The organism is Vibrio fortis (assembly GCF_024347475.1).
Classification (GTDB): Bacteria; Pseudomonadota; Gammaproteobacteria; order Enterobacterales; family Vibrionaceae; genus Vibrio; species Vibrio fortis.
In genome coordinates this window covers 1,433,485-1,446,900 of record NZ_AP025488.1, presented here as the reverse complement: position 1 = coordinate 1,446,900, position 13,416 = coordinate 1,433,485, and the positions used below count along the sequence as shown (strand labels likewise).

Below are 13,416 nucleotides of genomic sequence, written 5' to 3'. Positions count from 1 at the left end.
AAGAATTACTAATTGGCAAATTTGCCTTATAAAAAGTAATTAATTGCTAATTTAGGAAATCTACTGACAAGCTTTTGTCCAAAAACCTGTTTCATCAGGAGCAGTACATACTCCCCAAAAGTTTCAATCTTAGTTGTCCACCGACGTTCAAAGCGGTTTCTCTGGCGTGATGAACTGATCACATAGCCATTTCATTGCTTGGTCATTCATGTTTGGTCGATTCCATACCAAGCTGTACGCGACTTTCCCATAATCGAAAGGCAATGGCTTCGCGATGAGCCCTTTGGCTTGTAGGGCTTTCTGTGACCATAACTTTGAACAGGTAAACAAGTATGGCGTTTGATGGCAAAGCACGGCGGCTGAGCCAAAGTCAGCAACCGAAATAGCGACGTCACGTGGTTTGTGGCATTGGGCTAAATTCTGCTCAAAGAAAGGTTGAGACAGTTCATTATCAAAGATCCCGATGTGTTTATAGCTTAAGTAGTCTTCAATAGTCAGCGTCGCGTCAGCGAGTGGGTGATCCGCTCCCATCAAACACACCATCTCATCCGCCAATATTGTCTTCCAAACCAACTCTTTGTTTTCTGTCGGCGGCTGAGAAATATCGTGTGGCAATAAAATGGCATTCACTTTACCGCTCAAAAGCGAGTCAAAGCCGAACTGTTGCTTCGAGTACACCTTTAGCGCTGCGTTAGGAGCTAACTGAGTGGTTATCTGACTGATGGTTGGCGAAAACACCTCAAAGGTACTTTCGCGCATCGATAAGGTGAAACTGCCTTTGTAAGTCTCTGGAACGAAGGTCTTTTGATGTAGAAGACCGTTCATGCTCGATAGAATGGCGTGTACGGTTGGCGCGATTTGAAGCGCAAATGGAGTAGGGATGAGCTTAGTACCGTCACGGTAGAAAAGCTCATCATCAATGATTTCCCTAAGTTGAGAGAGCGTTTTACTGACGCTGGATGGCGTTACATACAACTGTTCCGCAGTTTGGGTCACGCTATGAGTATTGAGCATAACGTGAAGAACAGTAAGGTGTTTAAGGCTAACGCGCGATAGGTGGAGATAATCCATCTCAACTCCAGAATCAAATAATGAAACTGGATTCTAACGTGCTAGCTTATGATGAGCACGAGAAAAGTGACCAGCACAGAATGCACCGACAATAGAAAGCTCTCCGGCCAGACAGAGCGCAGCACACACTTCTGCTAAAGCTTGTGAGTTACCATTGCCATGCAGCCCTAACAAGTCCAGACACGCTTTTTGGCTAGGCAAACCTGTACCGCCACCCACAGTACCGAGCATCAGGTTTGGAAGGGTTACACTTGCATATAAGCCGCCTTCCTTGTTGAGTTCCATACGAGTCATACCAATCGCAGATTCAGCCACACACGCCGCATCTTGTCCACACGCGATATAGAGGGCAGCTAATGCATTTGCATAATGGGCGTTGATGCCAATTGTGCCACTTAGCGCACCGCCAACAGTGGTCATTTGACCAAATTGAACCATTTTCTCAGGCGTGGTGTGCAGGTACTTTTCAACTAATTCCGCAGGGATATTCACTTCTGCGGTCACTTTTTTGCCGCGTACACTGCGCAGTGTCTGTGTATTGGCTTTCTTGTCACCAGATAGGTTGCCATCGAGAAACGCATGGTCAGGCTTCACTGGCGTATGTTCCATGATGTATTCGAACACTGCATTTGTCGCAATAGTCACCATGTTTTGACCAGAAGCATCGCCAGTCAGAAATTCAAATACGAGGTAAACGTGGTTGCCTTCGATGTTGCAACTGATGTCAGTGAGTTTGCCGTGCGATGTCGTAGATTCTGCTAGTGCTTTAAAGTGGTCGTATTGTGTCACTACCCAAGCAACAAACTGTCCCGCTTGTGCCAAGTTCTCGAAAGCAAACCCTGGGGTACGAGTAACGCCTTCATTAAGCAGCATGGCGCTTGCGCCACCACAGGCCGAGATGAGCTTAGAGCCACGATTGTATGAAGCGACTAGAGCGGCTTCTGTAGTCGCCAATGGTACCAAATAATCGCCTTCGGCAAACAGGCCATTGACACGAAGTGGACCTGAAATACCAACGGGTACTTTTACGGTGCCAATAAAGTGTTCGATGTTTTTTTCGTAGGCAGAAAATTGTTCTAGGGTGTGAGCGTCAAGCAATTGAGCTTGGCTCTCTGCGTTATCAAGTGCTGTCCAACGGCGGGTCAGGTTTTTCTCAGTCAAGTAAGGGCTAGGTGTCAGCTTTTTACTCGGCTTTTCGAAATGAGGTTGAAGCTTTTGTTCTAATTCTTCTGCGGTGATATCGCCACCTAAGATTGAAACATAGTCGCGACGGTGCAGGTTGAGTTTTGGCATAATTATTATTGGTACAGTTGGAACAGCAAGAGATATTTTGCGCTGATTCTACCGAGTAATGAGTGAGAAACAAGCGCCAGATATAATGAGTTACAGTTTGTGCCGCAATCGGCAAATATAAGGCACGCTTTGTTGGGCGGTTATGATCGTGCTGTTAATCACCATATTAGATGTGAATATCTAACAGGCTTCCGATGGCTTCATTTTGGCGCTCAACAACAGAAGCACCAACACGGTTATAGCTCGCGCTTTGTGTAAGCTTAACTAGAGCATCAGTGTGAGAAGGCATTGGCTCGCTAACGGTCTCTTTTTGAAGTGGGTCTGCTGTAGGGAGTTGATTAAAGCTGAGATCGCTTTTCGGTTCCATTTCTTGTTCTAATTGAGGTTCATTCTGAGCGAGCTGATTGAGCTCCATAGCCGCTTCTTCCGCCATGTTGGCAGACTGCTGCATGATTGCGTAACCCGAATGTATACCTGAAATGGACATTCATTGACCTCAATTGATTCCTAACCTGAGTTTAGGTTGGCTAAATATTGAACGCAAGAAGAAATGTGTGATTTTTGAGCTGGTTAATGGGAGCGAGCTTATCTCTAGAGAGACGGTACAAAATGGAGTGCTCGATCATCAGTGTTATAAACGCATCCATTGCGTAGATAAACAAGATTACAGAGTTGGATTTGTGTAGGGCAAGAGTTGGGCTAGTATATGGATAGGCAGTTAAGTGGATAACAAGGCACCAACAAAAAGAAGAGGAGCCGTTTGGTCGATTAATACATTAACTAAACAACTCGCTTAGTGCTTTCATTTCTTCGTCCGTTAACAAGGGATCTTGCTTATTATCGACCTTGTTGTCGATCGTCTCATCGATTTCACCTTGTAGAGCAATAAGCTGTTGATTGCTCAATAGATGAATCTGCTGTTTTAGAGCTTCAAACTGTAGTGCGTTCATGAAACATCCTCGCGTCATCCTATTACGCTACTAAGAGCATAGTGTGTTAGTAGCATAAATCCAGTCAAATGATAGGAAAATCACTAAATAATTCGTGATTCCAATTTATAAGACAACTATAGGTCTATGCGTTTATATTTTGTCCGAGAAATGTCAGGCAAAGTTAACACTTGGTCAATCAAAGTCAGAGAATTTTGGCAATGTAAATTTATGATGAGGCTAGTAATGGCGGGGCTCTATCGGTTTTTTATGTAAGTGGTTGATTTATTTAGTATGGCGTTGGCGCTCTTAAGATAGCCCAAAAAAGAAAGGTGTTTTGAGCTATCTTTTTGTTTGTTATCCACTTAATTTTTGTATGTTTTTTGCTGTCGATTGAAGCTATTTGTTGAACGTTACTTTAACGGCGAATTTCGTCGCCAAGGTATGCAATTCAGGTAGCATTCGGTAGATCAAATGGAGTTGCTGCAAGACCATTCTGACAGAACTTTCGTCTTCTTCTCGCCATTCACTCAAGCGATTGTCCAATTCTGGATCGTAACTATTTTTGATTTCACACTGCTCACTATGGCTATGTAGCTGTGAGTACAACGCGTCTAGGTGCTCGTGAATAACGCGATGTGCATCCAATACCAGCTTATGAGTCGCTTCATCGTCGATACGCGTTCTATGAGCACCTAGCGCAGAAATGTAACTGAGTAAAGCATGGTTAAGAGTCAGAAAACGGAAGCTCTCATCGACTGAAGTTCGATATTTGCCAGGCTCAACTAACATGCTACTGATCGCTACCGTTAAGTTAGCGTCGTTGTTGTGCGCGCTGCGACGAGCGATTCGATAACTCAAACTGTCTTTCTTACCAATACGATACTGACCAATGATCTGCGCCAAATAGGATTTATTAGCATCGAGCGCATCGGCCATCACCTTATGTAAGCGTTTCGACTGCCAGTCTGGGAATAGGTACATAACCGCTAATACGGCCAGTGCACAGCCAATAAAGGTATCCGCAAGACGAGGCAGTACTACGGCATAACCTTCGCCAAGTTGGTTGAAGCAGAACAGTACTAATAGGGTAATGAAGCCGGTCGCAAACCCGTAGTTATTAATACGGAACGCAAAGAACATCACACCGCTGATCACGATAAACACCAACTGGCTCTCTTGTGATGGGAAGAAGGTCAGCAGTGGGACACCAATCAGTAGGCCAGCGACTGTACCAATCACACGTGCAGTGAGTTTCTGTCGAGTTGCACTGTAGTTTGGCTGACACACAAACAGGGTCGTCAATAAGATCCAGTACCCACGTTCAATCTCAAAGCCTTGGATGATTCCGTAACCGAGTGTCAGCGTCACCGCCATGCGTATAGCGTGGCGAAATAGCATCGAGTCCTTGTTAAGGTTAGCGCGGATCTTATGCCACATCGCCTTCAAAGTATGAGGGTTGGTGTCATCCAACACATCTTCTTCAAGCTTCTCAGCGTCAGGGTTGTTGATGTTCGATAGCTGTTTTTCTACCGTCGCTAAGTTGTTAAATAGAAAGTCGAGCTGACTAAGCAGCGGTTTCCATTCTGGACGGTTTTGCTGATGTAGGTGACTTAAAGAAGACATCAGCTCATCCAAAGCAAGTACTGATCTATCACTATGTTGATACTCTGCGCCCACCTTCAAAGAACTCGCGATTTCATGACAGGCTTTCGCTTGTGCTTCAAGTAAGTACTTAAAACGGAACAACACATCTGAGCGCTCAAAGTGCTTAGCAAGTTCTTGGTAGCGATAGTGGGTTGAACTGACTCGCTCATGAATATCTTGAGCGATGAAATAGGTATTGAGAAAACGGTCACTTGGGCCATCAATGTGCCCACGTTTAGAACGATTTAATAGCGTCGCCTTACACATGTTGAGCGCATTTACCGTGCTTGCGTTCAGTTTCGCTTCAATAATGCGGTGCGGTTGAGGAATTAGGTCAGTGACGGGGTAGAATAGCTCGGCCTTGGACTCCATGTAGTTGCCTATCTGGTCAAATACGGTCGCAAGGTTCTGTTGTACCGGCTGCATTGGCCAAAATATTTGCCAAATCATCGACATAAAGTAGTACCAAGCCGCACCCGTCAAAAGGAGTAACGGTTGGAACCACAAATTGGTGCTTTCGTGGGCACCAAGCATGGTGTAAATAGCGACAAGCAATGAGCCAAAAGCGATACTGGCGTACTTAGGACCAATGGCTCCAAGCATGATGAAGGCGAAAGTCGATGTGAATAATCCAATCGCGAATAGCCAAGGCGTATCAAAAAGCAGTTCGATTGAAAAAGCGGCAATCGCAAAACAGATAAAAGTTAATGTCAGGGCTTTGAGCCGCCCAGTAAAGCTATCGTCACTTTCTGCCAGTGCAGCAGCGATAACGCCAAGAATCAGAGGGGTGATTAACGTGTTTTGTTCGTAGTACCAAGCGGGCACCACGACACCCAATAGGGTGATCAGAATGAGGACGCTGTAATTTATGGTTTTGTTCGCCCAGTAGAGGCGTAAATTATTGGAAAAGTTCACAGTCGCTCGCTATTCAAGCTAAAAACGTAATCCTAACAGAAATCAAGCACAAGAATTTGATACTAATTCATAATTAACCCCAGGTGGTCATGAAAACGGCGATAAGAAATGGGATATTATTATTTCTTATTGCATCATGATATAAATTCACTATCTCCCATTTAAGAGCAAGCCCAATGCAGCTAAGCGCAAATAAGACTGCACAGTTTTTTATCCAAAATGAATACCATCAAGTTGAGCTGGATGGCTCACGTTTACTTCTCTCATCTGTCGGTAGTGAGGAACGTATCCCGTTCACGATATGGAGCGGTAAAGTCGCTATAAAGCGTGGTTTATTTTGGGGATCGTTGCAGTTTTTTGCCAATGCTCATGAAGGTCAACAACGTAGCTGGTTGGTTCAAGGTTTGCCGTGGGATGAATGCCGCCAATTTGCTCGTAGTGCTGTGAATGCTTATCAACAGTGGCATGACACTCAATGCGAACAATTAGCAGAGCATGTGCCTGATTGGGAAGCGGAATTGACTCGCCTCGAACAATTACCCGCATTCTTGCCACACTCCCAGGTCGATCAGTGGGTTAAAAAGGTCAATCAAGGCCTAGAGTCGATGGTGATGACTCTTGATGAAGCTGCACAGCGTATGCCTAAGCGAATTGCACGCCTGTCTCCATGGTTGCTTGATACTGAAGATCAACAAGCTGAGCGCAACCGATTATGGCTTGATCGCGAGCGCCAAAACTGGGAAGTGCTATTTGCTCAATGTGAATCTTCGCCGCTTAATCTCTCTCAGCAATATGCGGTGTTGATGAACGACGATCATAACTTGATCTTAGCTGGAGCTGGGTCGGGTAAAACCAGTGTTCTGACTGCTCGAGTTGCGTATCTGCTGCAGAGTCATCAAGCACAAGCGGAAGAAATGCTATTGCTGGCGTTTGGACGTGAGGCTGCAGATGAGATGAAACAGCGTCTAGACAGTAAGATTGGTCTCTCGGCTGAGAAAGTGCAGGTGAAGACTTTCCACCAGTTAGGGCTAAAAATTCTTAATCACGTTGAAAATGAGCCGGTGACCATCTCTCCACTGGCATTGGACAATAATCAGCGCCAAGCGTGGTGTATCGACTGGTTGAAAAAGCATTGGATGACCCCGACCAACTTTAAGCGTTGGCAAAAGCACCTCTCTAAATGGCCTATTGCTTACTTAAAGGGCGATGAGGAGCTAGGTAGTCATGTATCTAACCTCAAGCTCATTGGATGGTTAGAGAAGCAATTAGAACAGCTCAATAGCTCAGGCTTAACCAAGAAAGAGGTTCAGCAGCAGCTTATCGATCACCCTGACTATACTCGATTGAACAGCGAGTTGGCTCTGTGCTGGCCGTGTGTAACCGCTTGGCAGAAGAATCTGAAAGAGCAGAATCAAATCGATTTTTCTATGATGATCAGTCGTGCGACACAATACGTCGAGAAGGGGCGATTTATTTCACCTTGGAAGTTCATCATGATCGATGAATACCAAGATATCTCTCCCGACCGCTTAGCTTTGGTTGAAGCCTTGTGTAATCAAACGAAAGCAGAGCATCAAGCTTCCATCTTCGCGGTAGGAGATGATTGGCAATCTATTTACCAATTCGCTGGTGCAGATGTTGACTTAACGACGGGCTTTAAAGACCGATTCGAAAGTTCGACGATTCATCATTTAAACACAACTTATCGCTTTAATAACCAATTGGGCGCAGTAGCGAATCGGTTTGTGCAAGAAAACCCGATTCAGCTGCCAAAAGAGCTCAATAGCTTTAAACAACAGAAGCAGAAGGCGGTTTACACAGCTCCGAGTAAAGACGTGGAGAAGATCCTCGATCAGTTGAATCGACAAGTAAAAGGCAAGGGTACCAAGTCAGTATTGCTACTTGGTCGGAACCATTATCATAAGCCCGAATTGTTGGCTGATTGGCAGAAGATTTACACATCGCTGGACATGAGTTTTATGACTTGTCACGCAAGTAAGGGTAAAGAAGCTGACTTTGTGATCATTCTTTGTGTAGATGAAGGTCAATTTCCAGCGAAGAAAAAACAGCTGCATATTGATGGTGCGTTAACAGAGTCATCAGACACTTTCCCTTATGCTGAAGAGAGAAGGCTGTTTTATGTCGCGATGACACGAGCGAAGGAAAAAGTATGGATCACTCACAGTGGAGATGGTTCAGGCTTTGTTCAAGAATTGCATCAATCGGATTATCCGGTTGTCCGTAGAAAGTAACCCATAGCCAAGCCAACATTTTTGGTAAGGAGGCCGAAATGGAACATGGTTCAATCAATTACATTGAGTTTGCAGCAAAAGATTTAGACAAGACAAAAGCGTTCTTCGAGTCCGTATTTCAGTGGCAGTTTGAAGACTATGGACCAGAATATACGGCCTTTACCGCGAAAGGCCTGATGGGTGGTTTTTATCAGTCTGATTTGACCTGTGATGCCAATACCGGTGGAGCTCTGATGGTGTTTTATAGCCAAGGTTTAGAACAAACCGAGCAAGATATTGTGGAAGCGGGTGGCATGATTAAGCGTGACATTTTCGCCTTTCCAGGTGGTCGACGTTTCCATTTCTGCGAACCGAGTGGCAACGAGATGGCGGTGTGGAGTGATAAGTAGCTTGCAAATCTAGATAAGTTTGTGCGCATCAAATCCGATAAACGCTATCCACTAACGCTCAAATAAAACAGCCTGCAAGTTCAAGTCTGCAGGCTGTTTTTGTATCTGTATTGAAAAGCTTAATTAAGTGCGGTCTGCTAGGTACGCTTCGTAATCTGGGATCTCGATAGATACCTCTTCTTCAAGCATTGAAGAGTTGAACAGGAAGTTCGCAGTCGCACGGTTAGTTGCCACTGGGATATTCCATACACTTGCAATACGCAGCAGTGCTTTCACATCTGGGTCGTGTGGTACCGCATTGAGTGGATCCCAGAAGAAGATCATCATGTCGATCTTACCTTCAGAAATCAGCGCACCAAGTTGTTGGTCGCCACCCATTGGGCCACTGATCATGCTCTTAATCGCTAAGCCAGTCTCTTTGCTTAGCAGGTGTCCTGTTGTTCCCGTCGCGTACAGAAAGTGCCCTTGTAGTTTTTCTTTATGTTCTTTAACCCAACGCAGCAATTCTGGCTTAAAGTTATCGTGTGCCACTAAAGCGATGTGCTTATGAGCAGGCATCGTACGTGTTGTTTTTTGCATGAATGTTTCCTAAATTATTGGCTTATATTTTTGATTTTTTTCAATTTCTAATTATCAATATATCACTAAGGTGTGACACTGAATACCGGACGAAACTCAGAAGGTGACAACGAATCGGCAATCACCTCTTTTTTGAGAGATGAAGGCGTTAATGCCTCAATTTTAGGCACTTGATGGAACTCGTAAGGCTGTTTTCTCAGGTAGTGTGTCGCTTGGTTCACGGACAGACGCCCTTGTTCAACCATCTTATCTGTTGGAGCAAATAGAACCTTGTTACGAAGTAATCCACGATACACTCCATGACTTAAGTAACTAGAAACTAACCCAATCTCTTTCTCTTTATTAGCAGCTCTTACCTCACTGATGGCGGCTTCAATTGCGACAGCGCTGCCAACGATGTATTTGATATTCGGCAAATCGATCACCTGCTGAACGAGGTTTCTCTGCAGTTCTTTGTCATTATCCGCCCAATAACTTACAGCAATATTAATATCACTGGATTTGATTGCGTCATAAAAACCGATAGCGACAGGCTTGGTGCCACCACTTGCCTGTGGGCCAAGTAGCAACGCAATATCCGTATTTCCTGAACCTTTAGGGTGTCTTGCCTTGAGGAATTCACCAACTTCGTAACCCATCTGCCACCAATCGACACCGACTGTGCCTTTGAGCACTTTCTCTTTTTGGGTTTCACTCAAGTTCAGCTCGTTTACGGTGGCGAACACCGGCGTTGAGCCGACCCATTTGGTCAAACTGTCATAGAATGCATCGGGAGAAACTGTCCCCAAGATGATGGCATCAGCACCCCACTGGTTACACAACTCAAGCTGTGACGCTTGTTTGCCAATGTTTGGGTAACCGCCAGCTTCAAGCACTCGCAGCTCAATCTTCTGCTCTTTTGCTTCTGAAATCATGCCGTAATTAACGGACAACCAGTAGGAGTCTTTTAGGTGTGGGTAGATGGCGCACACTTTCTCTTTCTCTTGCACAGCAGAAGAGCTCTGGTGTTCGACAGCGGTTTGATTGCTTACTGTCAGGTCGTTTGCGATTACAGAGTAGCTGGTTGCACTCAGTAAACAGGAAACTAGAGTTGAAACTAAACGTTTAGATAGCATGAATTGTCAGTTTATTGGCTTTGGATAAGAAACACTGCAAAATATAGCGTATTCTGCATGGGTAAAGAAGAACGTTTTAGGGTTATGGGTTTATGTTGTTAGCCACAGCAAGTATAGGTAGAAAGCTGCTCGCCGCATTTTTGGTGATGGCCTTATTGGTAGTCTTGTCGGCTTTGATTGGTGTGTCAGGCTTTAGCTTCGTGGCAAAAACAGAACGAAACGTTGTCGACTCGGCACTACCTGCCATGATTGAAGCACGTCAGGTTTCAGAATTGAGTAATCGCATCATTGCTTCAGTTCAGACCCTGAGTAATGCACGCAATGAAGAGCAACGCAAAGAGGCTGGTTCCGAGCTATTTGAATTATTGGAGTCTTTGCTGCGTCATATTAAAGAGCTTGGATCAGACAGTTTTGACTCTGAACTATTGAGTAACTTAGAAAACAACGTTCAAAGTGTTATCAATACCTTAGCTGAGCTCGGAGTATCGGTAGAGCGGAAGTTGTGGCTAACTAAAGAGCTAGGCTCTCGCGTGGAAGAGATGCGCTTATTGGCTGAAGAGCTTGAACAACTCACCCGTACCCAAGTATTGAACACCGCAACCATTGCCGTAGCCAACGTAACCCACATCTATGATCTTCTAGAAAAGCAGCAGACGGATCGAGCATACAAAGCGCTTGATGCATTGGTAGAAGTGGATTTGGATCTCTCTGAACGCTTGCACGAGTTACACCTGCTTGCCTTTAAGATGCTTAATCAAATTGAAGAGACACCGACCGTCACAGATGTGGATCGTATCAACCAGATCCAGAGTGAGTTTGAATCCAACCTAAAAATCATGGCTCGCCGCGTAAAAGCGGTGGAAGACCCAACTCGCTCAGAACAGATGTCGCAATTACTAGAAGAGCTGAGACGTCGACAAGTCGTTTTTGAAATAGCGTTAGAGAAGTCAGAAAACGCTAAGAAGTCAGAATTCTTAATGCAGAAAACATTGGAGCTGTTTTCCCAGCTGAATACCACAGTCACTGTGCTAGTCGACGATTCCAACGCTAGTACCAAAGAGGCGGTTGATGAGCTGACAACGACGCTGAATTATGCCCAATGGACGTTATCGGTCATCTCGGTGATTGGTCTGTTTATCGCGGCCTTTATTGTATGGCGCGTCGTGTATGTCTCTGTAGTGAAAAGGCTTGCGGAATATTCCGTTGCTTTGATGTCGATTGCCCAAGGTCGCTTGAATATAGATATATCGGTTAAAGGTAACGATGAGCTCGCTCATATGGGACAAGCGATCATCACGGCTCGAAACACGGCTCAAGCGCTACAAGTAGTGGCTGTGGGCGAGGCGAAGGCCAAACGAGAGCTTGAAGAGCACAAAGAACACCTCGAAGAGTTGATTACTGAGCGGACTTATCAGTTGCAACAAACCAACCAGAAGTTAAACGTAGAGGTAGTGAACCACGCTAAAGCACGTCGTGCTGCAGAGCAGGCAAGCCGAGCTAAATCTGCGTTTCTAGCCACGATGAGTCACGAGATTCGTACGCCAATGAATGGTGTGCTCGGTACGGCGAGGTTGTTAAAGGACACTGGTCTTAACCCACTGCAATCGGGATATGCTGACATCATCAACCGCAGCGGTAAGAACTTACTGGCGATACTCAATGATGTATTGGATTACTCGAAAATCGAAGCTGGGCATTTAGAGATCCGCGTTGCTTCTTTCAATCTTCATCAAATGGTTGAAGATACGTATCAATTGATGGAAGGAAGAGCGTCAGAAAAGAAAATCGATTTCAGCTTCAACATTGAAAGTGATGTACAGACTTACTGGCGCGGTGACGTAACGCGTCTCAGCCAGATCTTAAATAATCTTGTTGGCAACGCCATTAAGTTCACCGACACCGGCTCTGTTGATATCTACATTAGTTTGGATATCGAAGATCCAAATCGCGTCATGTTTGAGGTCGCGGATACGGGGGCAGGAATTAAAGCGGAAGAGCAGCAATGCTTGTTTGATGCGTTTAGCCAAACCGAGAGTGGTCGCAACAAGAAAGGCGGCACAGGATTAGGCCTTGCGATCAGTAAGAGCATTTTAACCGCGATGAATGGCGATATTGGCGTACACTCAGAAGAGGGCGAAGGCAGCCAGTTCTGGTTCTCTGTTCCACTTGAGCTTGGTGAAAAAGTCGAAGCTCAAACTCAGGCGGTAGAGACATGTGTTAAAGCCAAAGTGCTGTTGATTGAAGACAACCCTGTTAACTGTATTGTCGCAGAGGGTTTCTTGAATAATCTTGGGCATCAAGTCGCCATTGCTACCACAGGCGCACAAGCGCGTGAGTTGTTTAAAGAGCAAGATTTCGATATAGCGCTGGTAGACATCAATCTTCCTGATTGTGACGGCACGGAGCTTATTCAAGAGCTGAAAAATGATCTTAAAGCTCTTAATAGCCATGCAGTAGAACAAAGAACTGAACCGCCGATGATTGCGGTGTCAGCCCATGTATTCAATGAAGAAGTTGAAGAGTACTTAGCCTCCGGCTTTGATGGATTCTTGCCTAAACCTCTTGAGAAAGAGGCACTAGCGAGACTGATTGTTACCCAGTTGACGGGGCGTCGACTGTTATTACCGCAACCAGACCCATCTGATCGCATGTGCAGTGCTCAAAAAGGCGAAGTTGATTCAGTCAATGACGTTGATGAAACAATTAATCAACAGCAGGAGGTGGATGTGTTGATCATAGATCCTAAGGTTATCGAGGGTGACTTGGCGATTCTTGGTAAAGAAAAAATGCAGTCGATTGTCGGACTATTTGAAGAGAGCTCTCAAGTGATTCTCGATGAGATGGCGATGGCAAGCGAGGCGAAGAATTCACGAGAAGTAAAATCGCTGGCGCATAAACTGAAAGGCTCGGCAGGTAGTTTGGGTTTAGGTAAGTTACATCAGGTTTGTTTAGCGATTGAAGCTGCAGCTGAGCCTTTGACGGAATATGAAAACACCGTAAGCTCATTGATTGAGACAGTAGAAGAATCAAATCAGGCTCTGAAAGCTTACTTTTAGAAACGATATTCAAGTTACCAATCAAGCGTTCAACCAAATTGCCAATTTACCGACAAAAAATCCTCTGCACTGGCAGAGGATTTTTAGTTTTAACGCAATCGAACTTGAGTGGTTCAAATTGCTTTACAAATACCATGAATTTTAAAGCTAACGGGTTTTAAAGCTCATGG

The 13,416-nt window shown here is 45.0% G+C and carries 10 protein-coding genes; 3 read left to right on the top strand and 7 right to left on the bottom strand.

Going from position 1 to position 13,416, the window contains the following annotated elements; translation table 11 throughout:
• Window positions 1–147: 147 nt before the first annotated feature.
• The 5 genes from OCV50_RS20865 to yccS all read right to left on the bottom strand — a co-directional run bounded on the left by OCV50_RS20865 (window position 148) and on the right by yccS (window position 5,855).
• Window positions 148–1,071 carry a LysR family transcriptional regulator gene (locus OCV50_RS20865; protein ID WP_261904518.1) on the bottom strand — a complete coding sequence of 308 codons (924 nt, stop codon included), beginning with the start codon at window positions 1,069–1,071 and terminating at the stop codon, window positions 148–150.
• A gap of 33 nt (window positions 1,072–1,104) precedes the next feature.
• Window positions 1,105–2,364 (bottom strand): hydroxymethylglutaryl-CoA reductase, encoded by a 1,260-nt coding sequence (locus tag OCV50_RS20860; RefSeq protein ID WP_261904517.1) that lies wholly within the window; start codon window positions 2,362–2,364, stop codon window positions 1,105–1,107.
• Window positions 2,365–2,530: 166 nt separating this feature from the next.
• Complete coding sequence (locus tag OCV50_RS20855; RefSeq protein ID WP_261904516.1) at window positions 2,531–2,851, bottom strand: hypothetical protein; 321 nt, start codon at window positions 2,849–2,851, stop codon at window positions 2,531–2,533.
• Window positions 2,852–3,140: 289 nt separating this feature from the next.
• Window positions 3,141–3,314 carry a hypothetical protein gene (locus OCV50_RS20850; RefSeq protein ID WP_261904515.1) on the bottom strand — a complete coding sequence of 58 codons (174 nt, stop codon included), beginning with the start codon at window positions 3,312–3,314 and terminating at the stop codon, window positions 3,141–3,143.
• Between the two features lie 378 nt (window positions 3,315–3,692).
• Entirely contained in the window at window positions 3,693–5,855 is a 2,163-nt protein-coding gene (gene yccS / locus OCV50_RS20845; RefSeq protein WP_261904514.1) for a YccS family putative transporter, read from the bottom strand.
• A gap of 176 nt (window positions 5,856–6,031) precedes the next feature.
• On the opposite strand from yccS, the gene helD reads away from it, so the two are divergent.
• Both helD and OCV50_RS20835 read left to right on the top strand, forming a co-directional pair.
• The gene (helD, locus tag OCV50_RS20840) at window positions 6,032–8,107 is read left to right on the top strand and encodes a DNA helicase IV (RefSeq protein WP_261904513.1); all 2,076 of its coding nucleotides are present in this window, start codon (window positions 6,032–6,034) and stop codon (window positions 8,105–8,107) included.
• A gap of 38 nt (window positions 8,108–8,145) precedes the next feature.
• Window positions 8,146–8,496, top strand: a complete 351-nt coding sequence (locus OCV50_RS20835) for a VOC family protein (RefSeq protein ID WP_239840241.1) — start codon at window positions 8,146–8,148, stop codon at window positions 8,494–8,496.
• 123 nt (window positions 8,497–8,619) lie between these two features.
• Here the strand turns inward: OCV50_RS20835 and OCV50_RS20830 are convergent, their stop codons facing one another.
• Both OCV50_RS20830 and torT read right to left on the bottom strand, forming a co-directional pair.
• Window positions 8,620–9,075 (bottom strand): methylglyoxal synthase, encoded by a 456-nt coding sequence (locus OCV50_RS20830; protein WP_032552293.1) that lies wholly within the window; start codon window positions 9,073–9,075, stop codon window positions 8,620–8,622.
• A 65-nt stretch (window positions 9,076–9,140) separates the two neighbouring features.
• Window positions 9,141–10,190 carry a TMAO reductase system periplasmic protein TorT gene (gene torT / locus OCV50_RS20825; RefSeq protein ID WP_261904512.1) on the bottom strand — a complete coding sequence of 350 codons (1,050 nt, stop codon included), beginning with the start codon at window positions 10,188–10,190 and terminating at the stop codon, window positions 9,141–9,143.
• Between the two features lie 92 nt (window positions 10,191–10,282).
• Here torT and torS point away from each other — a divergent pair, with 92 nt between their 5' ends.
• Entirely contained in the window at window positions 10,283–13,246 is a 2,964-nt protein-coding gene (torS, locus tag OCV50_RS20820) for a TMAO reductase system sensor histidine kinase/response regulator TorS (protein ID WP_261904511.1), read from the top strand.
• The last annotated feature ends 170 nt before the right edge of the window (window positions 13,247–13,416 follow it).

Excerpts from the sequence above, each read along its gene's own strand:
- OCV50_RS20865 (WP_261904518.1), bottom strand. The coding sequence starts at position 1,071 with ATGGATTATCTCCACCTATCGCGCGTTAGCCTTAAACACCTTACTGTT.
- OCV50_RS20860 (WP_261904517.1), bottom strand. The coding sequence starts at position 2,364 with ATGCCAAAACTCAACCTGCACCGTCGCGACTATGTTTCAATCTTAGGT.
- OCV50_RS20855 (WP_261904516.1), bottom strand. The coding sequence starts at position 2,851 with ATGTCCATTTCAGGTATACATTCGGGTTACGCAATCATGCAGCAGTCT.
- OCV50_RS20850 (WP_261904515.1), bottom strand. The coding sequence starts at position 3,314 with ATGAACGCACTACAGTTTGAAGCTCTAAAACAGCAGATTCATCTATTG.
- helD (WP_261904513.1), top strand. The coding sequence starts at position 6,032 with ATGCAGCTAAGCGCAAATAAGACTGCACAGTTTTTTATCCAAAATGAA.
- OCV50_RS20835 (WP_239840241.1), top strand. The coding sequence starts at position 8,146 with ATGGAACATGGTTCAATCAATTACATTGAGTTTGCAGCAAAAGATTTA.
- OCV50_RS20830 (WP_032552293.1), bottom strand. The coding sequence starts at position 9,075 with ATGCAAAAAACAACACGTACGATGCCTGCTCATAAGCACATCGCTTTA.
- torT (WP_261904512.1), bottom strand. The coding sequence starts at position 10,190 with ATGCTATCTAAACGTTTAGTTTCAACTCTAGTTTCCTGTTTACTGAGT.
- torS (WP_261904511.1), top strand. The coding sequence starts at position 10,283 with ATGTTGTTAGCCACAGCAAGTATAGGTAGAAAGCTGCTCGCCGCATTT.